Origin of the sequence: Bordetella ansorpii (genome assembly GCF_900078705.1) — a bacterium.
Taxonomy (GTDB): Bacteria; Pseudomonadota; Gammaproteobacteria; order Burkholderiales; family Burkholderiaceae_B; genus Bordetella; species Bordetella ansorpii_A.
On record NZ_FKIF01000009.1, the window covers coordinates 253,980 to 280,347 of the forward strand.

The following is a 26,368-nucleotide window of genomic DNA, read 5'->3' on the forward strand; positions in this document are numbered from 1 at the left end:
CCCGGCAGTCTTACAACTCCAGCACGATCTTCGCGCCCTTGGCCCGCGAACAGCAGCTCATCATCTTGCCGTTCGCCTCGCGCTCGGCGCGCGTCAGCACCACGTCGCGGTGGTCGATGTCGCCGGCCAGCACGCGCACTTCGCAAGAGCCGCACAGGCCTTCCTCGCAATCGCTCTGCACGTCGATGTTGGCCGCGCGCAGCGCCGCCAGCAGGGTCTGGCCGGCCGGCACCTGCAACGTCAGCCCGGAATCCTTCAGTTCCACCTCGAAGCCGTGCTCCCTGGACGGATCCAGCTTGCCCAACGTGGAATGGAAATGCTCCACGCGCAGCGTGTCCGCGGGCCAATGCGCGCAAGCCTGCGCCAGCCCGTCCAGCATGCGTTCCGGCCCGCAGGCATAGACCTGCACGCCCGGACGAGGCTCAGCCAGCAACGCGGTGAAATCATTGCGCTGCCCCTCATCGCCCACGTGCACGCGCAGCCTGTCGCCGTGCAGCGCGGCCAATTCCGGCAGCAGGGCCATGCAGGCGCGCGAGCGGCCGCTGTAGTGCAGTTCGTAATCGATGCCCAGCTCGCGCGCCCGGCGTGCCATCGCGCTGATCGGCGTGATGCCGATGCCGCCCGCGATGAAGACCGCGCGGCGGGTTTCCTCGTCCAGGCGGAAGTGCGTGCGCGGCCCACGCACGCGCAGCCGCATGCCTTGCCTCGCATTCGCATGGATCCACGCCGAACCGCCCCGGCCGTCGGCCTCGCGCAGCACGGCGATCACCAGCCGCCCCGAATCCGCCGGATCGCCGCACAGCGAATACTGGCGGGACATGCCGGTGTCGCCGCACTCCACGTCGATGTGCGCCCCCGGCGCCCAGCGCGGCAGCGCGCGGCCGTCCGGCGAGGCCAACGCCAGCATCATCACGTCGCGCGCCACGAGCTCGGCGCGCTCCACCACCAGCGTCCGCGTGATGGCGCTGGCCGTGGGCTCGCCGATGCGCACGGGCTGCCGCGACGACAGCACTTCGGGCGTCCGCAACTCCGGATTCCGGCTGGCGTCCCACTCCACCCACAGATGCTCCGGCCCGCGGAACGAGGTATTCGGGACATAGGTGAAGCGCTGCTCGGCCAGCTTCATGTGCGGCAGGCGGCGGGTCAGTTCCTCCAGGAACACCTGCATCTCCATGCGGGCCAGATTCTTGCCCATGCACTGGTGCGAGCCGTAGCCGAACGTCAGCTGGTCGCTGGCGTTCTCGCGCCGGATGTCGAACAGGTCCGCATCGGCGAAATGCCGTTCGTCGTGATTGGCCGAGGCACTGACGATCAGCAGCTTCGAGCCCGCCGCGATCGGCACGCCCGCGATCTCGGTATCGCGCGTGGCCAGGCGGCGCCAGGCCGCCACCGAGCCGTTGTGGCGCAGGCACTCTTCCACCGCGTTGGGAATCAGCGAGGGATCCTCGCAGAGGTCGCGCCACGCATCGGGATGCTGCAACAGCAGCTTGATGGCGTTGGCCGAGGCGTTGGCCGTGGTCTCGTGCGCGGCCACGATGCCGGCCATCATCATCGAATGCAGGTATGAGTCCGTCACCACTTCGGGATGCTCGCGCTGCTTGCGGATGCCGTATTGCATCCAGCCCGGCTGGTCGGGATCCTGGCGCATCTTGTCCAGGATCTTGCCCGCCAACTGCCAGAAATTGCCGACGGCATGCGCCACGGCCACCTGTTCCTCGGGCTTGGGGCGGCCCCAGGTATTGACGGTATGCGCGATGGAGTACTGACGCAGCAGGTCCATGTCTTCCTCGGGCACGCCCAGGAAATGCAGCGCCACCGTCAGCGGCACTTCCCACAGCATCTGGTCAACCAGGTCGGCGCGGCCATCATTGACGAACTTGTCGACGTACTCGCGCGTCAGCCTGCGCACCATGGGCTCGTGGTGCTTCAGCGCCTCGGGCGTGAAGGGTTCCATCAGCACGCGGCGGCGCGGCATGTGCGCGGGCTCGTCCTCGTTGACCAGCGTGCGGTTCATCGCATAGCCATAGGTGGCCAGCACCGCGTTGGCTTCCGGCCCCGTCGGGGTGATCTTCTCCAGCGCGATGGACGGGCTGAAGGTGAGGTTGTCGCGGAAGATCGCCTTGATGTCGTCGTAGCGCGTGACCACCCAGTAGCCCAGCTTGGGGCTGTAGAACACGGGCTCCTGTTCGCGCGCCCAGCGCACATATTCCGGAGGGTCCTGCTGGTAGCCGTCGCCGAACGGATCGAACTCGGCCGCGCGCGCGCTGACGGTCACCGGACAGCCGCCGGCCGTGACAGCGGACGCGCCGGCGTGGTTGATGGGGCAACGCGAGACGGAAGGGGCGGTTGCGGACATGGCGTCCTCCGGAGATGAAACGGGACAGGACGCGGGCCGGCCATCGCGCCGGCCCCGTCCGGGTGACGAAGCGCTCAGTCGAGCTTGATGTTCAGGTCTTTGATCAGCTTGTGCCAGCGGGTGCGCTCGGCCTGCAGCAGGTCGCGGTACTCGGCCGGCGAGTTGCCCACCGGCTCGATGCCGAAGTCCACCAGCTTCTGGCGGATGGCCGGATCTTTGATGGTCGCCACCAGTTGGCGGTTCAGCGTGTCGATGACGGGCTGCGGCGTGGCGGCGGGCACCACGATGCCGACCAGCGCGGCCGCCTCGACGCCCTTGTAGCCCAGTTCGGCGAACGTGGGCACGTCGGGCAGTTGCGGCAGGCGCGTGGGGTTGGCGACGGCCAGCGCGCGCACCTTGCCGCCCTGGATGAAGCCGGCGCCCGCAGCCAGGTCGACCATCATGGCGGGGATCTGGCCGCCGGCCACGTCGGCCAGGGCCGGCGCCGCGCCCCGGTAAGGCACGTGCACCAGGTTGACGCCCGTCTTCACCTTCAGCAGTTCCATCGCCAGGTGGTGCGGGCTGCCCGCGCCCGCCGAACCGTAGTCCAGGCCCCTGCCGCTGGACTTGGCGGCTTCCAGGAAGCCCTTCACGTCGTTGGCCTTCAGCGCGGGACCGGCCACCAGGATCATCGGAAAACGGCCCATCAGCGTGACGGGCGCCAGATCCTTGACCGGGTCGTACGACAGCTTCTGGTACAGCGCCGGATTGAAGACCAGCGTGCCGTTGTCGGCCGACAGCATGGTGTAGCCGTCGGGCGCGGAACGCGCGGTCTCGGAGGCGCCGATGGCGGTGTTGCCACCCGGCTTGTTGTCGATGACGACGGCCTGCCCCAGGCGGGTGGTCAGGCCCTGCCCCACGGTGCGGGCCAGAAAGTCGGACCCGCCGCCGGCCGCATACGGCACGATCCAGCGCACGGGCTTGGACGGATAGGGTTCGGCGGCGTGCGCGGCGGGTGCGACCGCCAGCAGACAGAGGGCAAGGATGTGGGATATGCGGGCCAGGCGCATGGTTGTCTCCGTGGGTGTCATGGCTGTTGTGGAATGCAGCGTATTTTGCGTAAATCATATACGCATTGCGTAATTCGTCAATCAGGGTTTAACCTGCGGCTTTCCTTCCCGACGCCCCCCATGACCGCCACGCCCATCCCTGTCCGCCCTCGTGAACGCCGCCAGCGCGTGCAGGCCGCCGAGACGGGCATGGCCGTGCTGAAGGCCCTGGCGGAACTGGGCGGCCGCGCCAGCCTGACCCTGCTGGCCGGCGCCGTCGAGGAAAGCCCCGCCAAGGTGCACCGCTACCTGGTCAGCCTGATGGAGGCCGGCCTGGTCAACCAGGACACTGCCACGCAGCAGTACTACCTGGGCCTGGAGAGCCTGCTGCTGGGCCTGGCCGCCATGCGCCAGGCCGATCCCATCCGCATGGCCGAGGCCTCGCTGGTGCGGCTGCGCGAAGAACTGGAAGTGACCTGCTTCGTGGCCGTCATGGGCAACAAGGGCCCCACCATCGTGCGTTTCGAGGAGCCCGGCCTGCCGGTCACGGTGAACGTGCGGGTGGGCTCGGTGATGCCGCTGCTGTGGTCGGCCACGGGCCGCGCGCTGCTGGCCACGCTGGACGAGAGCGCCGTGCGCGCGCTGGCGCTGGCCGAGTTGGACAGCGCGCCCCCCGGCCGCCGCGCCCTGCTGGACGCCGACGATCCCATCGGCCACTTGCAGCGCTCGGTGCTGGCCGCCGGCTGCGCCTGCGTGCGCGACACCAACCTGCCCGGCATCAGCGCGGTCGCGGCGGCGTTGTACGACTACACCGGCCGTCCGCGCGCCGTGCTGACGGCGCTGGGCGCCACGGGCGGCTTCGACGCCTCGGTGGACGGGCCCATCGCCCAGGCGGTGCGCCGCGAGGCGCAGGCCATCAGCCGGCTGCTGGGCCATGCCGCCAGGACCGGGGCACCCCCCTGAACGACGCCGTTCTTTGATAGGCTTCGGCATGGCCCGGCCGCCGGCTCGAAGGCGGCCCATCCCCCAAGCCGCCTTCCAGGAACGCCATGCAGGACGCCCCCGCCGCGCTCGACCTGTCCGGTCTGGCCCCCAGCCTGTACGCACAGGGCACCGAAGAAGCCATCCTTGCCCGCCTGATGGAGCGCATCGCCCCCACGACGCGGCATTGCGTGGACATCGGCGCCAGCGACGGCCTGCGCAACAGCAACACCGCCCTGCTGCTGCGCGAGCAGGGATGGCAAGGCCTGCTGGTGGAAGCCAGCGCCTACCGCTACGACAAGCTGCGGGCCAACTACGGCGCGGCGCGCAACGTGCAATTGCGCCGCGAGCAGGTGCAGCCCGACACCGTGGATGCCTTGCTGCGCGAGGCTGGCGTGCCCGAAGACTTCGACCTGCTGTCGCTGGACATCGACGGCAACGACTATTGGGTGTGGCAGGGCCTGGCGGCCTTTCGGCCGCGCATCGTGACCATCGAATACAACCCCTATTACGCGCCGCCCGAACGCTGGGTGATGTGCTTCAACCCCGATCACACCTGGGATGGCTCGACCTATTACGGCGCCAGCCTGGAATCGCTGTACCACCTGGGCCAGCGCAAGGGTTACGAGCTGGCGTGCTGCGACGACATGGGCAACAACGCCTTCTTCGTGCGGCGAGACCTCTACCCGTTGCTGGGCATTGCCGACAACAGCCCTTCGGTGCTGTTCCGCCCCGCGATGTACAAGCTGCGCTACGTGGGGCACAACACCTTCGTCACGGGACATCCCTACCGGCATGGCCCGGCGCGGCGGATCTGAGCGCACATGGAAGATTCGTCCGTCCCGCCTGAAACGCTGGCCGCCCTCTGCCAGGCTTATGGCCTGACGCAGAATGGCGTTGCAAGGCGCGTCAGCGAACGCGTGTGGCGCGTCCCGACCTCGGCGGGCGATGTCGCCGCCAAGCGGTATCGCGCCGGCCAGCACGAGCGGGCCGCCAAAGAGGCCGCGCTGCTGGAGCACCTGAATGCCCATGCGGATGCGCGTTTTCGGGTGCAGTCGCTGATGCGCACGCAATGCGGGGACGCCGTTTGGACGCAGGGCGACGGCACCGCCGCCATGCTGACCCGCTGGGAAGCCGGCCAGTCCAGGACCTACGACACCTTTACGCCGGAAGAATGGGCCGCGCTGGGCGCCAGCCTGGCGGCCCTGCATGCCAGCCTGGATACGCTGGACAGGCTGCCCGCCCAGGACACGCTGTCGTCGCGCCTGCAGGCGCTGGAGGCCGAGGCATTGCGGCAGGAACTGGACAGCGCCCCGGCCCTGGCGCCGCCCGGCACCGACGTGGCGCGGCTGCGTCGCTACACGGAAATCTGCCTGCGCCTGCTCGACGCGCACCACGCCGGCAGCCTCGCCGCCTTCCCCATGGACGACCCGCAGCGCCCCATCCACAATGACTACAATCAATTCAACTATCTGTTCGGCGACGCGTTGCCGCCGCTGGTGCTGGATTGGGAAGCGTCGATGGGCGCGCCTCGCGAATACGAACTCGTGCGTTGCCTGAACCACCTGCCGCTGGAAGCCGCGCAACTGGCACGGACTTTCGTGCACGCCTATCTGCGCGTGCGTCCGCTGCGCCCCGAACGCATGGCCTGGGCCGTGGACGCGGCCTGCCTGCAGCACGCCGCCAAGCGCTGGATGCTGCAGGGCTGGCTGGCCGATCCGCGCCGCTTCGACACGCCTCTGCAAGGCGCGCTGCGCATGGTCTCGATGATGGATGGCGCGCGCGGCCAATTGATCGACTTCTACGGCCGCTGCCTGGAAGCGCCGCACTGAACGCAGGACGCCGACATGAACACTCCCGCCCGCCAGCACGTGTTTCCGCCACCGATGGATCGCAGCTATCCGGTGGTCGATGGCCGCATCCAGACGCGTTCGCTGGAAACGCACATCGTCGACCACTGCAACCTGACCTGCGCCGAATGCTGTTCGCTGTCGCCCCTGTTGCCCGAGTGGCACGTCAGCCCGCAATCGCTGGCCGGCGACCTGCGCCGCGCCGCGCGCGTGCTCAGCCCCAGGATGTTCAAGCTGGTCGGCGGCGAACCGCTGTTGCATCCCGGGCTGATCGACATCGTGCGCATCGCGCGGGCATCGGGCATTGCCCCCGTCATCTCCATCACCACCAATGGCCTGAAGCTGGGCGAGATGCCCGATGTGTTCTGGCGGGAAGTGGATGCGCTGACAATCTCGCGCTATCCCAAGCCCCGGCTGCCGGATGAACTGGTCGCCCACGTCGAAGCCCAGGCGGCTCGGCATGGCGTGCGGCTGAACTGGAAGGCGCAGGACGAATTCTCGACCATGACCCGCGTGCATCCCGACGACGACGCCGAGACCGCGCGGCGCATCTACCAGGACTGCTGGATACGCGAGCGTTGCCACATGATCCGCGACGGCATGTTCTACACGTGCACGCGGCCGGCGCATTTCCATACGCTGTATCAAGGCAAGCGGGATTTCCGGGATGATGGCCTGGCGCTGCGCGACGACGATGGCATGCGGGACGACCTGCTGGCCTATCTGCTGCGCGAGGCCCCGTTGCAGGCCTGTCTGCATTGCCACGGCGGCAGCGCGCCTCAGGCGCCGCACCGCATCATGAAGCGCGCCGAGGTCATCGCCTTGAAGGCCGAATACGCATGATCGTGGGCGCGCGGGATCCGTTTGGGTTTGAGCGGTTGCATTACCTCGTGGGCGAGACAGACTCGCGCGGCGCCGATGCCGCCATCGCCCGTCGGGAACCGGCGGGCGGCCAGGCGGTGCAATGGGGTCCGGGCATCCGGCATGTCCTGCGAGCCAGCGGCACTTCGGCGGGCGATGCGGACGTGGATGCGATCCGGGGCTACCTGGCAGACGCGCACGGCCATATGCCCGGCGACGCGCGGGCGGCCCCGCACGGCGGCGTGACGGGCGGCACGCGCGAGGTTCCGTTCAACGAAGTCCACGGCGGCGCGAGGCTTGCCGGGCGCACCGTGCTGCGCAACGTCCGCGCCGTTCCCCCCGGGCATGCGCTGGAGCAGACGCCTGCCGGCCTGAGGGTTCGTCCCGTGGATATCCGCCCCCAGGCCGGCGACCTGCATGCGCTGTTGCGCGGGGCCGTGCAGCGCGTGCTGGCCAGCGGCCAGCGTGTCGCCCTGGCGCTGAGCGGCGGCCTGGATTCGGCCTTGCTGCTGGCCCTTCTGAAGGAACTGGGCCAGCAGCGCGAGATCCCCGCCTACATCCTGGCCACCGGCCTGCCCGGCTACTGCGAACGCGACGCCGCGCTGGACATCGCGCGGCGCCTGGGCGCGCGCGTGAAGGTCGTGCGGGTGACCGAGCAAGACTTCGTCCGCGCGCTGCCCCGCGCCACCCGGTGCGTGGAAGAGCCCATGTTCAACCTGCACCCGGTGGCCAAGCTGCTGCTGGCCGAGGCCATGGCCGCCGACGGCATCCAGGCCGCCCTCTCGGGCGACGGCGCCGACCAGGTGATGCGGCGCGACGTGTCGGCCAACTATCTGCCGCTGTGCGGCGCCCTGTTCGGCGCCGCATCGGTGCGGCTGCATGCCCCGTTCATCGATACCGCCGTCGTCCAGCACCTGATCTCGCTACCGCCCGATCCCGGCAAGCAATGCCTGCGCGACCTGGGATCGACACTGGGCTTGCCCGACCGCCTGGTGCGCGGTCCCAAGCGCGGCCGCCTGGCCCCCGCCATGGACCTGTCGTCCGTGATGGACCGCGGCCGCATCCTGGCGCTGGCCGGCATGCTTGACCTGGACGCCCCCACCTTGCGCACGGACATCGAGCGCATGCAGTGGACCACGCTGGCCCTGACCCTGGACCACCTTCAAGCCCCTCTTCAGCCATGAAACGCATCCTGTTCTGCGTCGTCCCCGAGAAGGGGCACGTCAATCCGTGTATCGGCCCCGCCCAGCACCTGCGCGCGGCCGGCTTCGAGGTGGCCTTCTACGCCCCCGCCGACATCAGCGATCAGTTGCAGGCCGCGGGCGGCTTCGCCTTCCTCGGCCCCCGCGAAACGCCGCAGCGCCACGACCTGTCCCGCGGCGCGGGTTTCGCGGCCAACATCCGCGATGCGGCCTGGCTGCGGGCATGGATCCACACGCTGCTGGTGGAGCGCGCCGCCGACCTGGTGGACGGCATCCGCGCCCTCATCCGGCATTGGCGGCCCACCGTCGTGGTGATCGATCCGCTGCTGTATGCGTCGGCCATCGCGGCCTCGCTGGAAGGCGTGCCCTGGGTGTCGATGTCGAATTCGCTGAATCCCGTGCTGCCGGATGACCTGGATTCGGACCTGCTGCGCACCGTGCGCTGGCTGGCGCCCGAACGCGACGCCCTGTTCGCCCGCCATGGCTTGAAAGCCGAATTTCGCGGCTGCGACGTGCTGTCGCCGCACCTGACCCTGGCCTTCGCGACCGAAGCCCTGGTGGGCAAGGCGCCGCCAGGCGTCGAACTGGCCGGCCCCGCCCTGCCGCACGGCGCGCGCGGCGACGAACTGCCCTTCCCCTGGGAACGCCTGGACCCGGCGCGGCCCCTGGTCTACCTGTCACTGGGCAGCCAGCTCTACTACCACCCGGACGTCTTCGCCAAGGTCGCGCGGGCGGTGCACGGCACGCCCGTGCAACTGGTGCTGTCGGCCGGCGAACTGGTGGACTCCGGCCAGATGCCCGACCTGGGCGAGCAGGCCATCGCCGTGCGCTACGCGCCGCAACTGGCGGTGCTGCGCCGCGCCAGCGTGTTCATCAACCATGGCGGCGCCAACTCGGTGATGGAATCGCTGGCCTGCGGCGTGCCCATGCTGCTGTCGCCGCTGTGCAATGACCAGTTCCACTCGGCGCATTTCGTCGAGCGCGCGGGCGCGGGGTGCCGCCTGGATCTGCGCGAGGCCCCGGTGGCGCAGATCGCAGATGCCGTCGGCGCCCTGCTGCAACGCCCCGGCGCTTTCCATGGCAACGCGGTTCGCATCGCCGCCAGCTACGCCAGTCAGGACGGCTCGGCGCGGGCCGCGCAACGGATCAGCGCACTCGCTTCAGGAAACCGCCCGGAGACAGCGTCATGATGACGCGGTCCTCGATGTCATGATCGACCTCGAACCGGGTATCGCTGCCGAGAAATGCCGCCGCCGCCGTGGCGGGGTTGTTGCCGCGCCCGTAGGGCTTGCCCTGGAACATCCCGGCGGGCAGGTATTCCATGATGGTGTCCATGACCACCACGTAGCTGCCAGGCGTGACCAGTTCGCCGTAGCGGCGCAGTTCGTCCAGCACGTGCGCATGGGTGTGCGTCAGGTCCAGGATGGCCATCACCGGCCCCTGGCCGCCGCCCTGCTCGATCTGTTGCCGCACCTGGGCCAACACGCCGGGCGAGCAGGACTCGCCTTCGACCAGGTGCATGCGATGGGCCAGGCGGTGGGATTGCAGCGTCTGCCGCACCTCGTCGCGCAGCCGTGGTTCGACGGCCACGACGCGGCCCGTGTCCGTCGCCAATTCCAGCATCGACGCCGAGAACACCACGCCGCCGCCTGCCGCGATGCCCGTCTGCACGATGACCGACGGGCGGAGGCGCCACACCAGTTCCTGCAAGGCCAGCATGTCGCCCGGCAGATGGAAGAAGCGCTCGCCCAGCCAGCGGATATTGAACAGATGATCGAATTCCGCGGCTCGCGTCAGCCATTCGATATTGATGTCCCGCATGCGGGCGGAGATGCGCTCGGACATGATGGATAGCGTGAAGGAAATAGACGTCGCCGCCTTGCTGGAAAGGCATTGGGGACTGCGGGCGGACTCGGTGCGGGCCACGCCGACCGGCCATACTAACAAAACATATGTGGCGCGGGCGCGCGCGCGGGAGGTCGTTCTTCGGGTGTCCTGGACAGCCAAGCCCGAAAGACAGGTGCGCGATGAAGCGAAGGTGTTGCGGCATCTGGCCGGCGTGCAGGGATTGCCCGCCGTGCCCCGCCTCGTGCCCACGTGGGACGGCCAGCCGTGCGCGCGCGAGTATGGGCGTTGGCTGCATGTGTTCGACGTGATTGCCGGCGAGGTCGGTGAATTCGGAGAAGCGGCCGTCGATGCCCGCGATGGCGTCTATCCGCCGGCATCGGACACGAGCGATGCGGATCACGCTAGAGGGGTCGCCAGCGCCATGCACACGCTGGCGCGCCTGCATGCGGCGCTGGCGGTGGGCATCGCGGCCGATACCGCCGATCCGCTGTCATGGCTGCGGGGCCGGCATGCACGGGTGGCCGAGCGGGCCTGCCCCGTCCTGCCATCGATGACTCCGGAACGATACGGCATCCTGTTGACGCGTATCGCCGACCGCCTGGCGGTAGCGGGCGGTATTCCCGGACCTGTCCAATGGCTGCATGGCGATTACCACGCGGGAAATCTGCTTTACCGCGATCGGCACGTCTGCGGCATCCTGGATTTCGACGACGTCGGGCAGGGATCGCCTTGGGTGGAGACCGCGTTCGCGCTGTTTGCCTTGTCGCGGGACGTCGCGCGTGAAGACGCCTTCGTCTTCGATGCCTCGGCCTGGGACGGCGGACTGCACGCCTACGCGCAGATCCAGGCGCACGCTCCCATCGGATGGCTGCGCAGCAACCGCGGCATGCTCATGCATCTGTTCTGCGCGGACCAGGTATTGATCCATCTGCATGCCGCGCAGCGCGGCCTGTGGATGCCGGGCCCGGGCATGGGATTCCTGGGTTGCGTGCGCCAGTTATGGGATGCCCGCTGGCCCTGACTTCCGCACCAGGGTTCGCAGGTGCGGATCGACCAACAAACGCCGCACGGTTTCCACCGTGGCCGGACGCGCCTCGCGATGGCGCGAGCCGTCGTGCAGGCAGAGCAACACGTCCTGCCCCGCCCTGCCTTGCTTCTCGACATGCTGCTCGATGCTGGCAAGCAGCACATCCGGCGCGGGTTGCGGCCGATGCCAATCGTCCAGGATCAGCGTCCATCCCAGCGATTCGCGGCCCAATCCTTCAAGCACGCGTACTCGCGGGTCTTCGGGCTGCACGCCGTAAGGCAGGCGAAGGGGAATCGATGCGGGAGGCTTCAGTCCGGCATCCATATAGACCTTGCGGATCAACGCGTCCGTGGCCTCGATCTCGGCGGCAAGCCCGGCCTGGGGCAGCTCGCCCGCCCTGGCGTGCGAACAGGTGTGATTGCCCAGCACATGCCCTTCCCTGGCCATCCGCACCGCCACCTCCCAGCCGGCCGCCAGGTTCCCGCCCAGCAGGAAGAAGGAGGCCCTGCACGAGGCATCGCGCAGGACGTCGAGCAGATCCGGGGTGGACGGGCCGGGGCCGTCGTCGAAGGTCAGGCGGACGAGCATGCGTGCGTGGTGCGGGAAGTGCCGCGCAGGCGTGGGGCACGGCAGCCATCGTAGCAGGGCCTGAAACCTCGCGGCACGACGATCAGGCCGCGTCAGCCCCCGGCTTGCGCTGTTCTTCCCACTTGGCGATCACCGCCGTGGCCACGCTGTTGCCGATCACGTTGGTCATCGTGCGGCCCATGTCCAGCAACTGGTCGATGGCCAGGATCAGCGCGATCCCCGCCGCCGGCAGGTGGAACATCGGCGCCACCGCCGCCACGACCACCACGGCGCCGCGCGGCACGCTGGCCATGCCCTTGCTGCTGATCATCAGGATCAGCAGCATGGTGACCTGCTGCGGCACCGACATCTCCACGCCGAACGCCTGAGCGATGAAAATGGCCGCGAACGCCTGATACAGCATCGAGCCGTCCAGGTTGAAGGCATAGCCCAGGGGCAGCGTGAAGCCCACCACCTTCTTGTCCACGCCGTACTCTTCCAGTTTCTCGGTCAGGCGCGGGAAGGCGGCTTCGCTGCTGGCAGTCGAGAAGGCGATCATCGCCGGTTCGCGGATCGTCTTCAGCAGCGTAAGGATCTTCGAACCCAGGAAGGCCCAGCCCACCGCGAACAGCACGAGCCACAGCAGCACCAAAGCCAGATAGAACGAGCCCAGCAGCTTGCCGTAGGTAAACAGCACGTCCAGGCCGCGCACCGCCACCACCGACGCAATGGCGCCGAACACGCCGAACGGCGCGAAGCGCATCACATAGTCCGTCAGGCGCAGCATCACCGGCACCATGCCGTCGACCACGTTGACCACATAGGCGACCTTGGGATCGCGCTTCAGTGCACTGAGCGCCAGGCCCATGAACACCGAGAACACCAGGATCTGCAGGATGTCGTTGCGCGCCATCGCGTCCAGCACGCTGGTCGGGAAAGCATGCGTGATGACGTCCTTCACGTTCAGGCCCGAGGTGTTCAAGCCCGTGGTCACTTCCGAGGCGGGCGCCGTCAGGTTCAGGCCCGCGCCCGGCGCCGTCACGTTCGCCATCACCAGGCCGATGCCCAGCGAGACCAGCGACGCGCAGACGAACCACAGCACCGACCGCAAGCCGATCCGCCCCACCTCGCCGCCGCTGTCCAGTCCGGCCAGGCCGGACACCAGCGTGGCGAACACCAGCGGCGCGATGATCATCTTGATCAGGCGCAGGAAGATGTCGGTGATGATGGAAAAGTAGCCGGCAACTTCCTTGAGCTGCGCGGCGCCGGTAATGCTGACGTGGCATGCGTAGCCGACGGCGACACCCAGGAGCATGGCGATGGCGATGCTCAGGGTCAGGCGGTTCTTCATGGCGGATGATTCCTCATGGCGGCGCGCGGGCTCGTGGCGGGGCGCGTCCAGTGGTGCGGAGAAGGCGGCTGCCGTCCGCCGGGGAGCAGCACGGCGGGGCGAGCAGGTACAAAAAATGGGCAGATGGGTGCGTATTTTGTGTATGCACCGGTGCCCGGAGGGCGAATCATACGGGAAAACCCTTGGCGCGTTCGAGGGCCGCCGATGAGGCCGCATCATTTGCGGCCCGTCTTGAGTATGTGGCCGAAGACATACTCAAAGCCCCAGTCAAACGCAGTGGATGCTGGAGGACAAACTGGGACGTCAGGCGACAAAAAGCCCGCATCCTCATAGGAGAAATGCGGGCTCTTGGTACTCCCGGGGACAACCCCGGACAAATTCTTGGTGCCGACGGCGAGACTCGAACTCGCACAGCTTTCGCCACTACCCCCTCAAGATAGCGTGTCTACCAATTTCACCACGTCGGCATCTTGCACTTCATCTTTCGAACCCATACCGCGGCGGCTATCGGGCTCAGAAGACTTCCTGGCCGCATGTGCTGAGGCTGCACTTTGCCAAGGAAGTCGGAAATTCTAGCATGAGTCTGTATCAGCATTCAAATGGGACGCCCCGGGGCCGGCAGCGGCTGTTGTAACCAGGCACAGGCCGAACCTGGACGCTCTCCCCCGCGCAAGACCGAGGCTCCAGGCACGCTACCAGCAGCCCCAACAAAGCCCCGCCCCAGCCCCTCAAGACCCCTGCTTCTTCGCCATGTTCCCCAGAATCAGATCCCGGCCGGCAAAGATCCCCCCGGTCGTCTCCAGCACCAACCGTTCCGCATCCCGCCGCCGCACCTCGTCCAGATATTCCTGCGCTTCCTCCTCGGTGGCCCCCAGCCGCAGCACCGCCTCGCGCCCCATCGCCATCCCCGACTCGAACGTCTCGCGGACCACAAAATCGGCATCGTGCTTGATCAGTTCCACCGCATGCTCCCGGTCCCACGCCCGCACCAGAATCTCGGTATGCGGGTTGACCTCCTGCACGTTCTCGACAATCCGCGTAGCCGCCACCTTGTCATCCACGCAGATCAGGATCAACCGGGCCTTATCAATCCCCGCCGCATGCAGCACATCCGGCCGCACCCCGTCGCCGTAGTACACCTTGAACCCATACTTCTCGGCATTGCGGATCACTTCGGGATCGTTGTCGATGATGGAAATATCCGCCCCACTGGCCAGCAGGCCCTGGCTGGCGATCTGCCCCACGCGGCCAAAACCCACGATCAGCACGCAGCCCTTCAGGTCCTGGGCACGGTCCACGCCATCCATCGACGGCGCTTCCTTGCGCGCCATGCGCTTCTGAGCGATCACGGCCAGCGGCGTCAGCACCATGGACAGCACGATGATCGCCGTCATGTTGGCATTGACCTGCGCGTCGATCACGCCCCCATGCGCAGCCGCCTGATACAGCACGAAAGCGAACTCGCCGCCCTGCGCCATCAAAATGGCGCGATCCGACGCCTCGCCGCGCGAACTCTTCAGCAGACGCGCCACCCCGTAGATGCACAGCGCCTTCACCACCATCATCGCGACCACGCCGGCGCAGATCAGCATCCAGTTGGCATAGACCACATCCAGCCGCAGCGACAGGCCCACCGCCAGGAAGAACAGCCCCAGCAGCAGCCCCCGGAACGGCTCGATGTCGGCCTCCAACTGATGGCGGAAGCTGGACTCGGACAGCAGCACGCCCGCGATGAAGGCGCCCATGGCCATGGACAGATTGCTTTTCTCCATCAACACGGCCGCGCCCAGCACCACCAGCAGGGCGGCGGCCGTCATCACCTCGCGCGCCCTGGCGCGGGCCAGGATGCGGAACAGGGGGTTGAGCAGCCACAGGCCCGCCGCGACCAGCGCGGCGAGGGCGCCGGCGGCGACGCCGATGTTCTGCAGCACGGCGGCGGGCTCGCGCGGCCCGGCGCCTGCCGGGGCCAGGAAGGCCACGATGGCCAGCAGCGGCACGATCAGCAGATCCTCGAACAGCAGCACCGAGACGATGCGCTGGCCGCCCGGCTGGGCGATGTCGCCGCGCTCGTTCAGGATCTGCACGACGATGGCGGTGGACGTCAGCACGAAGCCCATCGCCGACACGAAAGACACCGCCAGCGGAAAACCGAAGGCCAGGCCCACGCCCGTCAGCAACAGGCCACAGACAAGGATCTGCGCGCTGCCCAGGCCGAAGATCTGCCGCCGCAGGCCCCACAGATGCGAGGGCCGCATCTCCAGGCCGATGATGAACAGGAACATCACCACACCCAGCTCGGCCACGTGCAGCAAGGTGCCGTCGTCGCGGATCAGCCCCAGGCCGAAGGGACCGATCACCAGCCCGGCCACCAGATACCCCAACACCGAGCCCAGCCCCAGCTTGCGGAACAGCGGCACCGCGACCACCGCCGCCCCCAGCAGGGTCAGCACCTGCTCCAAACCACCTGCCCCGGATTCCACTGCCATAGCGCGAGCCTTTCCTGTATGCGTTGTTTGGCCGCATCATAAAGGCTGTTTGAAGACCCGGGCGTGAAAAGGGCCCATACCTTGGTATGAGGCCCGCCGCGTCGATCGTTCAGCGGGCATGCCCCCGCCTGGCCATCATCCCTTGAACGTCTTGTTCCACGCATCCAGGATCGACGCCTGGTTCTGCTGCAGATAATCCAGGTCCAGTTGCATCATGCGCTCGCGCTGCTGGGCAGAGAAATTGATCTCGCGGTCCAGCTCTTCCGGCAGCTTCACGTCGTCCACGGTGGGCAGATAGCCCATCTTGGTAGCGAAGGCCGCCTGCGCGCTGGGCGACAGCATCGCGTCCAGATACCCGTAGGCCAGTTCCTTCTGGCGCGTGTTGGCCGGCACGGCGGCTTCATACGACGTCGGGATACCCCCTTCGCTGGGCACCACCCGCGCCACGGGCACGCCCTGCTTGCGCCACATGTAGGCGCGCGCCGCCGCAATGATGGTGAACCAGATGTCGCCCGACTTCAGCGCCACGGCCACGGCCTCGGTGGACGGCAGTACCTTGGCGTCCAGCGCCTTCATCTCGTCCAGCTTGGCCTGGGCGGGCGCGAAGTTGTTCATCGAGCCGCCGCCCACGATGGCGGCGATGGCGGTGTTGGTCGTGTACTGGAAATCGCACAGGCCCACGCGGCCACGCCATTTCGGGTCCCACAGATCGGCGAACGACGTGGGGGGCGTCTTCACCATGTCGGTGTTGTAGACGATGACGTAGGCCGAATAGATATGGGGGATCGAGTGCGGCTTCTTCAGGAAGGGCAGCACGTGGCGGGTGCGCGCCACGGTGTCTTCGTTCACGGGCGCCAGCGCGTTCATGCCGGCGGCGGCGTGGATGTCGAAGTCGGCCAGGCAGGCCACGTCCATGCTGCCGCGGCGCGAATTGCGTTCGGCCAGCAGCTTGGCGCGGCGCTGCATCGGAGCGCCGATGGACTGGACGACTTCGATGCCCTTGGGCTGCATCAGCGCATCGTCCACGGCCGCCTTCAGGATATTGCCGAAGTCGCCGCCCCACGTGCCCACCACCAGTTGCTGGCGGGCGGCGAAGGACAGCCCGGGAAAGGCCGCGCCAGCCATGGCGGCGCAAAGCAGTTGACGGCGAGTCAGGTGAGGCATGTCGGATCTCCGGTCTTCAGGGGCAACGATTCAGAAAGCGAAAAGGGTCAGGCCGGCTTGCGCAGCGGCAGCAAGAGGCGGGAGTCCTGGCCGGGCCCGCGATGCACGGTCAGCCTGGGCGGACGGCCATGCGGGATCTGGCCGCAGTGGTCGGCATCGGCGCCCGCCAGCGACACGCGGATGCGGCTGCCCGGCGAGAAACGCCAGGCCACGGGCAGCAGGGCGAAGCGGATCAGTTCGGCCTGGCCCGGCACCAGCGGACGGGCATCCTCGCGGCGGAAGGTGCGGAACGGCCACGAGGTGCGGAACATCGGTGGGCATGGCGCTTCCTTGCGATGCAGCGCGCGCAGCAGGCCCTCGGTCACGTAGCGCTCGCGGCCATCGGCCTCGATCTCGGTCAGGTAGACGAACAGCGCGGCATCGGGTTCGCTGCTGGACAGGTGCAGCTCGATCACCGCATGGCCAGCCAGCTCGGCGGCGCTGTCCAGCGGGGCCGAGGTGTAGCTCAGCAGCTTGCCGGTGCGGCCCTGCCAGTCCGGGTAGTACTCGGTGCTGTTGATGGCCGCGATACGCTCGTAGCGCGTGCCGTGGCCCGTGCCCCACGTGAAATCGACCTGATAGTCGTCCGAGCCCTCGGCCTGGGACGGCTGGGCCTCCAGACGGCCCTCGCCGTTCAGGTGCAGTTCGGTCTGCTCCCACTGCGGCGGCCATTGTTCCGCGCCACGCCAGGCCTGCGCATGCAGGCTGAAGTAATGCACGGGCGCCTCGTTCTGCAGGCCGGTGTCGCGGCCCATCAGGTAATGGTCGAAGAAGCGCAGGATCTCGGCCAGCCAGGGGAAGTCGGGCGATTCGGCTTTGCGCCACGGCGACACGTCGATACGCGCGCCGTGATCCCACGGCCCCAGCAGCAGATGGCGCGGATTCTTCGACAACGTCAGGAAACGGGCGATGGCGCCATTGGCGTAGCCCGCGCCGTCCATCCAGCCCGACACCGACAGGATCGCCACGTCTTCGCGCGTGCCTTCGGCCACGGCATAGGGGCTGAACGAGGCCGAGCTGAAGGTCGGGTCGTACGGCAGCGCTTCCTCGCGGAAGCGGAATTCCGGCATGAACTCGGTCTGGCGGAAGTTGCCCAGGTGCTCGCGCACGGCCTGCCGCACCAGCGTGCCGTCCGCGTCTTCGTCCACCGGCTGCGGGCCACGGAAATCCGGATTGGCGTAGTACACGAAGCGCGACAGCATCTCGCGGCGGTCGTGGTCCATGGCCACCATCAGGTCGTCATAGCTTTGCGTCAGCGCCTTGAGCTGGATGCCACCGGGGAAATAGTTGTCGATGTAGGTGTCCCACACCGAGAACAGCGGCGCGATGGCCTTTACCGCGGGGTGGCCCGTGCTGGCCAGGAAATCGGAGGCGGCGCCCAGATAGGACACGCCCGTGGCGCCCAGCACGCCGTCGGACCACGGCTGTGCGACCACCCAATCGGCCACCTCGCGGCTGTCCTCGCGCTCGCGCGGCGAGCGGAAGCTGTCGCGCGTGCCGAAGCTGGCGCCGGTGCCGCGCACGTCGATCACGATCACGGCATAGCCACGCGGCACGAAGTAATCGCGGAACTTGCCGGTGTTGGGATTGTTCTCGCCCGCGGCGCCCTCGGCCATCTTGAAACGGCGGTAGTAAGGCGTGAAGAACAGCAGCGTCGGCAACTTCGCCGGGGGCTCGCGTCCTTCATGGGCTTGCGGCAGGTAGACGTCGATCGCCAGGCGGCAGCCGTCGCGCATCGTCAGATACCGCGATTGCGGCGCGGCGGGCAAGGCGAACTCGGGGGGACGCGATTGCGCATATTGCTGGGGCGACACCGTCCAGGCGTCGTCGGACACGATGGCTTCTGCGGACATGGCACTACCGGTGATACGTTGCGGCCGGGCCACATGCCCGCCGATCGACGCATCATCGGCGCGTGCGGCGCCGCGAACCAAATACGCATTGCCGATGCACCCATAGGAAAAAACGATGGTAGGGGCATGGCCGCCTCGGCAGGCCATTTTTATAGGGGTTATCTCTAGTGCATGCGGACCGGTTAAGGCCTAGTCTGGGCCTCTGCACTCCCTGCCCATAACACCAGCCTATCCCCCGATCCGATGGACCTGCGGCAACTGCGCTACTACGCCCGCATCGTGGAACTCGAAAGCATCACGGCCGCCGCCCAGGCGCTGCACGTGGCGCAACCCTCGCTCAGCCAGCACATCGCCAACCTGGAGGCCGAGCTGGACACCGTGCTGCTGCAACGCAGCCCGCTGGGCGTGCGCCCCACCGATACCGGCCTGGTGCTGTACCAGCACGCCAAGGCCGTGCTGCGGCAGGTGGAGGAAGCCAGCGCGGCGGTCGCGCGCACCCGCGAGACGCCCTCGGGCCACGTCACCGTGGGTCTGCCCACCAGCACGTCGCGGGTGCTGGCGCTGCCGCTGATCGACCGCGTGGCCCAGGCGCTGCCCGGCGTCACGCTGGAGCTGATCGAGGCGTCGACCTACAGCCTGGCCGAATCCGTGGCCACGCAACGCCTGGACATGGCCATCGCCATGGAGGTTCGGCCACGCCACGGCATGCGCACGGTGCCGCTGTTCGCTGAGGAACTGATGCTGGTGGGCTTGCCGATAGAAGCCCGGCAGCAGGCGATCAGCCTGGCCGAGGCGGTGTCGTTGCCGCTGCTGTTGCCGAGCTTTCCGAATTCGGTGCGGGTGATCGTGGAGCGCGCCTGCTCGGAAGCGGGACTGCCGCTGACGCTGGTGGCCGAGACCAGCGCGGTGTCCATCCTGCTGACCTGCACGCGGCATGGCCGGGGCTGGACGGTGCTGCCGTGGTCGGCGCTGGCGGAGGGGAATTCGGTGGCGCCCGACATCGTGGGCATTCCGATCCTGGACGACACCCTGCGCCGCCGCGCCGCGCTGTGCGTGTCGGCGGCGGCCGAGACCAGCCTGGCCTGCCAGGCGGTGGAACACGCGCTGGTCAGCCTGGTGCGGGAACTGATCGAGGGAGGCCGATGGCGCGGGGCACGCATGCGGTCCGCGCCATGAAATGAACCAGCCTGGCGCGATACGGCGCCAGGCTGTCGGGGTCTTGCGTACCGGCGGCGAACGTGCCGTTCGCGCGCGGGCGAAGCGAGAGACTTACTTGGCCGGGGCCGGGGCCGGGCTTGCCGGCGCGGCGGGCGTTTCCGCCGGAGCCTTGGGCACCGAGTTGTCGGAAGCGGCCGGAGCAGCCGGAGCCGGCGTGGACGGCGCGGCAGGCACCGAGCCCGCGCCGGGCACGGACGACGACGGCGCCGCGCCCCCCGGCACCTGGGGCACCGAACGGTCCTGGTAGTTCTGCATCACGCCGCTTTCGACAGGATTGGCGCTGCCGATGTGCAGCGAGTGCGTGACGTACGCCAGGCCGGCGGTGGACACGAAGAAGACCACGGCGGCCCACTTGGTGGAACGCGACAGGAAATTGGCCGCGCCAGATGCGCCGAACAGGCTGCCGGCCGAGCCGGTGCCGAATGCCGACCCCATGTCGGCGCCCTTGCCCTGCTGCAGCAGGACCAGCACGATGATCGACAGGGCCGACAGGACCTGGATGATCATCAACACAGTATTGATAGACATGAAAAACTCCGAACGGAAACTTTAGGCTGCGGCGATGCGCAGGAATTCATCGGCCACCAGCGACGCGCCGCCCACCAGGGCGCCGTCGATGTCGGGCATGGCGAACAGGCTGGCGGCATTGGCCGCCTTGACGCTGCCGCCGTACAAAACTTGAACCTGGGGCACGCCCAGGCCTTGCAGGGCCACACGGATGGCGCTGTGCACTTCCTGGGCCTGCTCGGGGCTGGCGGTGCGGCCGGTGCCGATGGCCCAGACGGGCTCGTAGGCCAGCACCATGCGCGCCAGGGCGTCGGCGCCCAGGGCCAGCACGGGAGCCAGTTGGCGCTGGATCACGCCCAGGGTGTTGCCACCCTCGCGCTCGTCCAGCGACTCGCCCACGCAGACCACCGGGGTGATGCCGGCGGCCAGCGCGGCGGCGGCCTTGTCGGCCACCATCTGGTCGGACTCGCCGTGCAGCGAGCGGCGCTCGGAGTGGCCCACCAGCGCCCAGGTGCAGCCGAACTCGACCAGCATGGCGGCGGACACTTCGCCCGTGTAGGCGCCCTTGTCGTGCTTGCTGACGTCCTGCGCGCCCCAGGCGATGGAGCTGCCTTCCAGCAGTTGCTGCACCTGGGCCAGGTACGGAAACGGCACGCAAACCCCGAACTGGCAATGCGCGGCCGGGTCGGCGGTGCCCAGGGCGTCGAGCAACGCGGCGTTCCCGGCCAGGTTGCCGTGCATCTTCCAGTTGCCCAGCACAAGGCGGGCGCGAGCGTGGGTCGTGGTCATTGGCGATGGGTTGTCAACGGGTTTGCAATGGGTTTGCAAAAGGATCTTGGGAGGATCTCTGATAGAGGAAGACCGGAAGGGAAAATCCCGGTCAAACCCAAGATTGTATCCTGTTGACGCGCAACGCGCCTGACCGTTACAGCCTTTAGAGGGTCAGGATGATCTTGCCGATGTTTTCACCCGACTCCATCATGGCGTGGCCGGCTGCCGCCTGCTCCAGCGGCAGCGTGGCGTGGACCACGGGCTTGATGGCCCCCGACTCGAGCAGCGGCCACACGCGGGCCTGCAGGGCGCGCGCGATCCGGCCCTTGAAGGCCACCGGGCGCGGACGCAGCGTGGAGCCGGTAATGGTGAGGCGCCGGCGCAACACGTGATTGCAGTCGACCTGCGCCTGGGCGCCGCCCAGCAACGCGATGATGACGATGCGGCCATCGTCGGCCAGGCATTTGATGTTGCGGGGAATGTAGTCGCCCGCCACCATGTCCAGGATGACGTCGACGCCGGCGCCGCCCGTGGCGTCGAGCACTTCCTTCACGAAGTCCTGCGACTTGTAGTTGATGCCCTTGGTGGCGCCCAGTTCCTCGACGGCGCGCACGCGGTCGTCGCTGCCCACCGTGGCATACACCGGGTTGCCCATGGCGCGCGCGATCTGGATGGCCGTGGTGCCGATGCCGCTGGCCCCGCCGTGCACCAGCAGCGCCTCGCCTTCGGCCAGTTGGCCGCGGTCGAACACGTTGCTCCAGACGGTGAAATAGGTCTCGGGCAGGCCCGCGGCCTCGATCAGGCTCAGGCCCTTGGGGATCGGCAGGCACTGCAGGGCAGGCGCCACGCAGTACTCGGCATAGCCGCCGCCCGCCACCAGCGCGCACACCGGGTCGCCCAGCGCGAAACCGCCGGCCGCGGCATCGCCCGCGACGATTTCGCCCGCGACTTCCAGGCCCGGCAGGTCGGAAGCTCCGGGCGGCGGGGCGTAGTTGCCCTTGCGCTGGAACACGTCGGGCCGGTTGATGCCGGCCGCGGCCACCTTGATCAGCACTTCGCCCGGACCGGGCTCGGGCATGGGGCGCTCGACCGGCACCAGTACTTCAGGGCCACCGGGCTTGGAAATCTCGACTGCACGCATGGGAATGCCTCCAACTTGGTTGAGGCGTCCATTATCCCGCTGTTTGCGGCGATCCACGAAACCGCAACGGCCACACGGCAGACGCCCGCCGCCGGGATGGATTATGATTGCAGCCCTTCAGTGACCAACGGGCGCTCATGGCGCACGGCTGTCCGCTCCGGCCAGCGCGAGTCACGAATGCAGCAGGAAGCGTGGCAGAGTGGTCGATTGCACCGGTCTTGAAAACCGGCAACGGGCAACCGTTCGTGAGTTCGAATCTCACCGCTTCCGCCAGCGAATCGAGGCGCCGGCAAGGCAGGCCTGATTGGCACACAGTGGTCCGCGACGCGGATGGCAATGCATCATGCATGCCCCAGTCGGCCACGAAGCGGGCCAGAAACGTGATGCGAGAACCATGACCGCTACGTTCTTCGGTGAGGCGCTGGACGAGGAGCGCCTGCTGCGCCCCGCCTACCTCCATGCGCGCGGCTATACGGCCCGCATCTTTCCCGATGTGCTCGACAAGGACGGGTTGATTGCGCTGGCCACGATGGCGGGCAATGCCGACGCCCCCATCCACATCCATCATGCCGAGTTCGGAAAACCGCAACAGACCATCGTCACCGCAGGCACCGACCGCGCATGGCGGGCGTTCTTCGACGTGTCCTACGCGGACGTCATCCTGGCGTTCGCGTCAGGCCCGCTTTTCGCCTGGCTGCCATCCGGCGAACGCTTTCACGTCGTGTTCGGTCCCGAGACGATCATCGGCGGTTCGTGGGACCGTGAAGGCCTGAGCCGCGACTTCCTCGCATTCGTCGAGGATTCTGGCCTGACCGCGAAGGGAAAACAGTTCCTGCGGGATGCCCATGCGCGATATCTGATCTGAGCCCCATGCGCCTGTTCAAGACCCGCCCTGCCGCTGTCACCCGCCGCGTTCCCCGCGAGGACGAATTTCCGCCCGGCTCCACCTTCCATATCAAGGAATTCGATGTGCCGCTGGTGCATGTGCCGGGCCAGGGCTGGTTCAACTGGTTCGGCGGCGCGCCACGCGCCTATGACATCAACGGGCTGAAACTCGGCAACAACTGGCCGGCGCAGGACTTCCAGGAATGGGCGACGTTGGTGCGGGATTCGCTGCCCTGAAAACGCTCCACACAGCCGTCGCACGCACGGACCAATGAAAATGGCCGCGACTTGCGTCGCGGCCATTTCACATCATCGACGCGAGCGTCCGCGCGTCCGAAGACGCATGGTCCCGCCCGATATCAATAGCCCCAGCACGTACCTGCGGCAGGCTTGCCGCAGGTGCGATAGTGTGCCGAATACCACAGCTTGCCGGCCTTGCGCGACTCGCCGTTGTTCTTCACGTCGCCGCGCGACAGCTCGTCCAGTTCCGTCAGGGCGTCGTCGGTCTCGTCGGCGTCGGCGCCCAGGGTGATGTGGCCCAGGCTGGCGGCCGTGTAGTCGCCATAGACCACGTCGGTGCCGCTCAACTTCATCATCTGCAGCGTGACGTCGCGAACGGCGGCCGAGTAGCTGATGTTGCTGTCGCCGGCTACCGCCTCGTACGTGCCGGGAGTGGTGGCGCTCTCTTCGATCGTGCTCTTGGCCAGCACGTCGGTCAGGCCGGCCGTCGTCGTGGAGGACAGCGCGTAGTACGGCAGGACGCGGATCTGCGTGCCCATGACCTGCTGCTGGCGGCGGATCCAGTCGCCCCACAGGAATTCGGCGAACTCGGGCAGGTCGCCCTGCTTGTAGGCGATGTCGCGGGTGAAGTAGACCAGCGAACGGTACTTGTCTTCCGACATGCCGCCCGGCTCGGTGTCGTTGGCCATGCCCAGGCGCGTCGGCAGCTGGTCGACGGTGATGGGGTTGTTGTCGCCATCGACCAGCCAGGCCTGCTTCTGGTCGACCATCTTCTGCCAGAAGGCTTCCTTGGTGGCGATGTCGCTGTAGTTGGCCGACACGCGCACATACACGTCGAGCTCGGGGCCGCCGTCGAAGATCTCGCGCAGGGCGCTGAACGAATGATGGCCGTCGGTCAGGTACAGATTGCCGTCGTAGCCGATCACGACCGTCTTCATCACGGCCTTGTCGTCGGGATCCGCGCCCGGCTCGCTGTCGCACTGGAACGAACTCAGGTCGGCCAGCGTCGCGGCGCGCGCCTCGGCGATGGTGGCGAAACCGCCGAAATCATGCTGGCCGGTGTCCTCGCAGTAGTCGCCGAACTTCTTGCCGACCGTGTCGTTGATGTAGTCCAGTTGCGAATCCGGATCGGCGGTCCACGTGGGGCGGTCGAAGTCGCCCTGCCAGCGGCCGAGCTTGTAGTAGATCTGGTCGTAGCCCAGCGACGGCTGCGTGGGGATCAGTTCCTTGATCTTGACCTTCAGGATGTCGCCCTCGGCGGCCTTCAGGTAGGCCTGGTTGCGCGTATCGCCGGGCGCGGGCGCTTCGGGCGTCGGCTGCGTGACCGGGGTGTCGTCGGCGACTTCGTCGTCATCGTCGCTGCCGCCGCAAGCGGCCAGGGCCAGGGGCAGCAGGGCCAGCGCGGCCACGCGGGCGGCACGGCGGTGCAGTTGGAACCAGGGTTGGGACGGGGAGGCGGTAGGGATGGGCATGGCTGCTCTTTGGCTCTGGTGGCTGTTTGGGAAGGGTGTCATCCTGTGGTTGCAATGTGTCACCAGGATTGCAAGATGTGATTCCGTCGCAAATGCCCCACTGCAGGCCGGTGGTATAGTTGCCGCCTCTTTCGGCCCGGATCCGGCGCATGCCCGGTCATCGCGCGCCGCGCATCCATGGCGAAATTGGTAGACGCAAGGGACTTAAAATCCCTCGCCGCAAGGCGTCCCGGTTCGATCCCGGGTGGATGCACCAGCCCTCTCCTCCCCCTTTTCAGGCCGCCCGTTTCAGGGTTATACCTGTCGCGGCGCCCGATTGTTAACGGTACCATCGGGCTGGATGGCATTCCGTCACTGGCAGGTCTACTCCGGACTCCGGCACAGGCATGGGCGACACCACGAGGGAAGAAGCAGAGATCGTCGGCAAGCTGTATTCCGGAATTCTGCACAAAGACCAATGGCACGCGGCCCTGAAGGCCGTCTGTACGCACGTCGGCGGGCAACATTCGGCGCTGATGCTGCTGGAGCCGCCCGGCCGCGTGGTGGTGGCCGATACGCCCGATCTGCCGCAACCGGTCATCGACGACTACGAAACCTATTACGCGGCGCACGACCCTGGCCACGAGTTCGCCCCCCGGACGCCGGTGGGCGAGTGCTACGTCGACCACCGCGATTTCGGCGAAGCCCGCATGCGGGCCTCCGAGTTCTACCAGGATTTCTTCCATCGCCACGGCATGGGCGCCCTGATGTGCGCGCCCATGGTGCGCCTGCCCGGCGCGCAGTGGTACATCTCGTTCCAGCGCGCCAAGGATCGCGGGCCGTTCGCCGCCGAAGACGAGCGCGCGCTGCTGCGGCTGGTGCCGCACCTGCGCGAGTCGATCCGGCTGCGGCTGCGCCTGTCGGACATGGAGCGCCAGGCCGCGCTGACCAAGACCTCCCTGGATGCGATCGCCGCGCCATTGCTCGTCGCCGATGCGCAGGGCCACGTGGCGCTGGCCAATGCCGCTGGCGAACAATGGCAGGCGCAGCATGGCAAGAAGCTGCGTGCCCTCGCGAATTGGCAACGCGTGCTGCACACGGCCTGTGGCCGCCATGGACCGGCGCGGGCAGCCGCCTTCCGCCTGCACAACCCCAGCGACGACTACGTCGTGGCCACGCCGCTGGCCCCCGATCACGGTCATGCGGCCTCCCACACGCAGCCGCTGGCGCTCGTGCTGGTGCGCAGCGCCGCGGGGCAGCCGCTGTCCCTGCAAGGCAGCCTCGCCGATCTGTTCCGGCTGACGCCCGCCGAGGCGCGCCTGCTGGAACTGCTGCAACAGGACCTGAGCCTGGCGCAGGCCGCCGAATCGCTGGGCGTGTCGTACGCCACGGTGAAGACGCAACTGGCCTCGCTGTTCCACAAGACCGGCACGCGCCGCCAGGCCGAGTTGCTGCTGCTGGTCACACGCCTGAGCATGGCGGCCGAAGCCGCGGCCAGTTAGGTCGCGGTCCGATCGGCAGGCCTGCGCGCGCCGCGCCTGC

General features: G+C 67.8%; 23 protein-coding genes and 3 tRNA genes. 13 read left to right on the forward strand and 13 right to left on the reverse strand.

The genetic code is table 11. The features are described 5' to 3' along the window. Positions 1–10: 10 nt before the first annotated feature. A complete protein-coding gene (locus A6745_RS23900) occupies positions 11–2,356 on the reverse strand; it encodes a cytochrome P450/oxidoreductase (protein WP_066132851.1) in 2,346 nt (781 codons plus the stop codon). Between the two features lie 74 nt (positions 2,357–2,430). Then, the gene (locus A6745_RS23905; RefSeq protein WP_156513520.1) at positions 2,431–3,405 is read right to left on the reverse strand and encodes a Bug family tripartite tricarboxylate transporter substrate binding protein; all 975 of its coding nucleotides are present in this window, start codon (positions 3,403–3,405) and stop codon (positions 2,431–2,433) included. A gap of 120 nt (positions 3,406–3,525) precedes the next feature. Here A6745_RS23905 and A6745_RS23910 point away from each other — a divergent pair, with 120 nt between their 5' ends. The 6 genes from A6745_RS23910 to A6745_RS23935 all read left to right on the forward strand — a co-directional run bounded on the left by A6745_RS23910 (position 3,526) and on the right by A6745_RS23935 (position 9,468). After that, positions 3,526–4,347, forward strand: coding sequence for an IclR family transcriptional regulator (locus A6745_RS23910; RefSeq protein WP_066132856.1), 822 nt, complete (start codon positions 3,526–3,528; stop codon positions 4,345–4,347). 86 nt (positions 4,348–4,433) lie between these two features. After that, positions 4,434–5,183, forward strand: coding sequence for a class I SAM-dependent methyltransferase (locus tag A6745_RS23915; RefSeq protein ID WP_066132857.1), 750 nt, complete (start codon positions 4,434–4,436; stop codon positions 5,181–5,183). A 6-nt stretch (positions 5,184–5,189) separates the two neighbouring features. Next, positions 5,190–6,197, forward strand: a complete 1,008-nt coding sequence (locus A6745_RS23920) for a phosphotransferase enzyme family protein (protein WP_066132860.1) — start codon at positions 5,190–5,192, stop codon at positions 6,195–6,197. A 15-nt stretch (positions 6,198–6,212) separates the two neighbouring features. Beyond that, a complete protein-coding gene (locus A6745_RS23925; RefSeq protein WP_066133218.1) occupies positions 6,213–7,058 on the forward strand; it encodes a GTP 3',8-cyclase MoaA family protein in 846 nt (281 codons plus the stop codon). After that, entirely contained in the window at positions 7,055–8,260 is a 1,206-nt protein-coding gene (locus A6745_RS23930) for an asparagine synthase-related protein (protein WP_082853260.1), read from the forward strand. The genes A6745_RS23925 and A6745_RS23930 overlap by 4 nt, the downstream gene beginning before the upstream one ends. Further along, positions 8,257–9,468: a glycosyltransferase gene (locus A6745_RS23935; protein ID WP_066132863.1), complete on the forward strand. Its 1,212-nt coding sequence runs from the start codon at positions 8,257–8,259 to the stop codon at positions 9,466–9,468. Before A6745_RS23930 ends, A6745_RS23935 begins: the two co-directional genes overlap by 4 nt. Here A6745_RS23935 and A6745_RS23940 read toward each other — a convergent pair. Next, on the reverse strand, positions 9,425–10,123 hold the full coding sequence (locus tag A6745_RS23940) for a cephalosporin hydroxylase family protein (RefSeq protein WP_066132866.1): 699 nt from the start codon (positions 10,121–10,123) through the stop codon (positions 9,425–9,427). The two genes, A6745_RS23935 and A6745_RS23940, sit on opposite strands and share 44 nt — an antisense overlap. Here A6745_RS23940 and A6745_RS23945 point away from each other — a divergent pair. Continuing rightward, entirely contained in the window at positions 10,122–11,147 is a 1,026-nt protein-coding gene (locus A6745_RS23945; protein WP_156513521.1) for a phosphotransferase family protein, read from the forward strand. The genes A6745_RS23940 and A6745_RS23945 overlap by 2 nt on opposite strands. Here A6745_RS23945 and A6745_RS23950 read toward each other — a convergent pair. The 6 genes from A6745_RS23950 to A6745_RS23975 all read right to left on the reverse strand — a co-directional run bounded on the left by A6745_RS23950 (position 11,124) and on the right by A6745_RS23975 (position 18,613). Beyond that, positions 11,124–11,741: a polysaccharide deacetylase family protein gene (locus A6745_RS23950; protein WP_066132869.1), complete on the reverse strand. Its 618-nt coding sequence runs from the start codon at positions 11,739–11,741 to the stop codon at positions 11,124–11,126. The genes A6745_RS23945 and A6745_RS23950 overlap by 24 nt on opposite strands. Before the next feature lie 82 nt (positions 11,742–11,823). Continuing rightward, positions 11,824–13,071: a dicarboxylate/amino acid:cation symporter gene (locus A6745_RS23955; protein ID WP_066132874.1), complete on the reverse strand. Its 1,248-nt coding sequence runs from the start codon at positions 13,069–13,071 to the stop codon at positions 11,824–11,826. Between the two features lie 382 nt (positions 13,072–13,453). After that, a tRNA-Leu gene (locus A6745_RS23960) sits at positions 13,454–13,538 on the reverse strand. 261 nt (positions 13,539–13,799) lie between these two features. After that, entirely contained in the window at positions 13,800–15,557 is a 1,758-nt protein-coding gene (locus A6745_RS23965; RefSeq protein ID WP_066132875.1) for a monovalent cation:proton antiporter-2 (CPA2) family protein, read from the reverse strand. Between the two features lie 135 nt (positions 15,558–15,692). Then, positions 15,693–16,721, reverse strand: coding sequence for an extracellular solute-binding protein (locus A6745_RS23970; protein ID WP_066132877.1), 1,029 nt, complete (start codon positions 16,719–16,721; stop codon positions 15,693–15,695). Positions 16,722–16,768: 47 nt separating this feature from the next. Continuing rightward, on the reverse strand, positions 16,769–18,613 hold the full coding sequence (locus A6745_RS23975) for a CocE/NonD family hydrolase (protein ID WP_066133224.1): 1,845 nt from the start codon (positions 18,611–18,613) through the stop codon (positions 16,769–16,771). Positions 18,614–18,856: 243 nt separating this feature from the next. Here A6745_RS23975 and A6745_RS23980 point away from each other — a divergent pair, with 243 nt between their 5' ends. Then, entirely contained in the window at positions 18,857–19,789 is a 933-nt protein-coding gene (locus tag A6745_RS23980) for a LysR substrate-binding domain-containing protein (protein WP_066132881.1), read from the forward strand. Between the two features lie 93 nt (positions 19,790–19,882). On the opposite strand, the gene secG is transcribed toward A6745_RS23980, so the two are convergent. The 3 genes from secG to A6745_RS23995 all read right to left on the reverse strand — a co-directional run bounded on the left by secG (position 19,883) and on the right by A6745_RS23995 (position 22,250). Further along, positions 19,883–20,359, reverse strand: a complete 477-nt coding sequence (gene secG / locus A6745_RS23985; protein WP_066132882.1) for a preprotein translocase subunit SecG — start codon at positions 20,357–20,359, stop codon at positions 19,883–19,885. A gap of 21 nt (positions 20,360–20,380) precedes the next feature. Then, positions 20,381–21,127 carry a triose-phosphate isomerase gene (tpiA, locus tag A6745_RS23990; RefSeq protein WP_066132885.1) on the reverse strand — a complete coding sequence of 249 codons (747 nt, stop codon included), beginning with the start codon at positions 21,125–21,127 and terminating at the stop codon, positions 20,381–20,383. 145 nt (positions 21,128–21,272) lie between these two features. Then, the gene (locus tag A6745_RS23995) at positions 21,273–22,250 is read right to left on the reverse strand and encodes an NAD(P)H-quinone oxidoreductase (protein ID WP_066132886.1); all 978 of its coding nucleotides are present in this window, start codon (positions 22,248–22,250) and stop codon (positions 21,273–21,275) included. Between the two features lie 185 nt (positions 22,251–22,435). Here A6745_RS23995 and A6745_RS24000 point away from each other — a divergent pair. From A6745_RS24000 to A6745_RS24010, 3 genes are all read left to right on the forward strand, one after another. After that, a tRNA-Ser gene (locus A6745_RS24000) sits at positions 22,436–22,523 on the forward strand. Between the two features lie 121 nt (positions 22,524–22,644). Next, positions 22,645–23,115: a hypothetical protein gene (locus A6745_RS24005; RefSeq protein WP_066132888.1), complete on the forward strand. Its 471-nt coding sequence runs from the start codon at positions 22,645–22,647 to the stop codon at positions 23,113–23,115. Between the two features lie 5 nt (positions 23,116–23,120). Then, complete coding sequence (locus A6745_RS24010) at positions 23,121–23,372, forward strand: hypothetical protein (RefSeq protein WP_066132891.1); 252 nt, start codon at positions 23,121–23,123, stop codon at positions 23,370–23,372. Positions 23,373–23,494: 122 nt separating this feature from the next. On the opposite strand, the gene A6745_RS24015 is transcribed toward A6745_RS24010, so the two are convergent. Further along, positions 23,495–24,847 carry a ParB/Srx family N-terminal domain-containing protein gene (locus A6745_RS24015; RefSeq protein ID WP_082853261.1) on the reverse strand — a complete coding sequence of 451 codons (1,353 nt, stop codon included), beginning with the start codon at positions 24,845–24,847 and terminating at the stop codon, positions 23,495–23,497. 171 nt (positions 24,848–25,018) lie between these two features. On the opposite strand from A6745_RS24015, the gene A6745_RS24020 reads away from it, so the two are divergent. Both A6745_RS24020 and A6745_RS24025 read left to right on the forward strand, forming a co-directional pair. Beyond that, positions 25,019–25,103: transfer RNA gene (locus A6745_RS24020), tRNA-Leu, on the forward strand. A 130-nt stretch (positions 25,104–25,233) separates the two neighbouring features. Beyond that, on the forward strand, positions 25,234–26,328 hold the full coding sequence (locus A6745_RS24025; RefSeq protein WP_066132894.1) for a helix-turn-helix transcriptional regulator: 1,095 nt from the start codon (positions 25,234–25,236) through the stop codon (positions 26,326–26,328). Positions 26,329–26,368: the final 40 nt, after the last annotated feature.

Bases quoted from the DNA above. Each gene is read 5' to 3' on its own strand.
- A6745_RS23900 (WP_066132851.1), bottom strand. From the start codon at position 2,356: ATGTCCGCAACCGCCCCTTCCGTCTCGCGTTGCCCCATCAACCACGCC.
- A6745_RS23920 (WP_066132860.1), top strand. From the start codon at position 5,190: ATGGAAGATTCGTCCGTCCCGCCTGAAACGCTGGCCGCCCTCTGCCAG.
- tpiA (WP_066132885.1), bottom strand. From the start codon at position 21,127: ATGACCACGACCCACGCTCGCGCCCGCCTTGTGCTGGGCAACTGGAAG.
- A6745_RS23980 (WP_066132881.1), top strand. From the start codon at position 18,857: ATGGACCTGCGGCAACTGCGCTACTACGCCCGCATCGTGGAACTCGAA.
- A6745_RS23965 (WP_066132875.1), bottom strand. From the start codon at position 15,557: ATGGCAGTGGAATCCGGGGCAGGTGGTTTGGAGCAGGTGCTGACCCTG.
- A6745_RS23955 (WP_066132874.1), bottom strand. From the start codon at position 13,071: ATGAAGAACCGCCTGACCCTGAGCATCGCCATCGCCATGCTCCTGGGT.
- A6745_RS23970 (WP_066132877.1), bottom strand. From the start codon at position 16,721: ATGCCTCACCTGACTCGCCGTCAACTGCTTTGCGCCGCCATGGCTGGC.
- A6745_RS23925 (WP_066133218.1), top strand. From the start codon at position 6,213: ATGAACACTCCCGCCCGCCAGCACGTGTTTCCGCCACCGATGGATCGC.
- A6745_RS23940 (WP_066132866.1), bottom strand. From the start codon at position 10,123: ATGTCCGAGCGCATCTCCGCCCGCATGCGGGACATCAATATCGAATGG.
- A6745_RS24025 (WP_066132894.1), top strand. From the start codon at position 25,234: ATGGGCGACACCACGAGGGAAGAAGCAGAGATCGTCGGCAAGCTGTAT.
- A6745_RS23910 (WP_066132856.1), top strand. From the start codon at position 3,526: ATGACCGCCACGCCCATCCCTGTCCGCCCTCGTGAACGCCGCCAGCGC.
- A6745_RS23945 (WP_156513521.1), top strand. From the start codon at position 10,122: ATGATGGATAGCGTGAAGGAAATAGACGTCGCCGCCTTGCTGGAAAGG.
- A6745_RS23935 (WP_066132863.1), top strand. From the start codon at position 8,257: ATGAAACGCATCCTGTTCTGCGTCGTCCCCGAGAAGGGGCACGTCAAT.
- A6745_RS23905 (WP_156513520.1), bottom strand. From the start codon at position 3,405: ATGCGCCTGGCCCGCATATCCCACATCCTTGCCCTCTGTCTGCTGGCG.
- A6745_RS24005 (WP_066132888.1), top strand. From the start codon at position 22,645: ATGACCGCTACGTTCTTCGGTGAGGCGCTGGACGAGGAGCGCCTGCTG.
- A6745_RS23915 (WP_066132857.1), top strand. From the start codon at position 4,434: ATGCAGGACGCCCCCGCCGCGCTCGACCTGTCCGGTCTGGCCCCCAGC.
- A6745_RS24015 (WP_082853261.1), bottom strand. From the start codon at position 24,847: ATGCCCATCCCTACCGCCTCCCCGTCCCAACCCTGGTTCCAACTGCAC.
- A6745_RS24010 (WP_066132891.1), top strand. From the start codon at position 23,121: ATGCGCCTGTTCAAGACCCGCCCTGCCGCTGTCACCCGCCGCGTTCCC.
- A6745_RS23975 (WP_066133224.1), bottom strand. From the start codon at position 18,613: ATGTCCGCAGAAGCCATCGTGTCCGACGACGCCTGGACGGTGTCGCCC.
- A6745_RS23995 (WP_066132886.1), bottom strand. From the start codon at position 22,250: ATGCGTGCAGTCGAGATTTCCAAGCCCGGTGGCCCTGAAGTACTGGTG.
- A6745_RS23950 (WP_066132869.1), bottom strand. From the start codon at position 11,741: ATGCTCGTCCGCCTGACCTTCGACGACGGCCCCGGCCCGTCCACCCCG.
- secG (WP_066132882.1), bottom strand. From the start codon at position 20,359: ATGTCTATCAATACTGTGTTGATGATCATCCAGGTCCTGTCGGCCCTG.
- A6745_RS23930 (WP_082853260.1), top strand. From the start codon at position 7,055: ATGATCGTGGGCGCGCGGGATCCGTTTGGGTTTGAGCGGTTGCATTAC.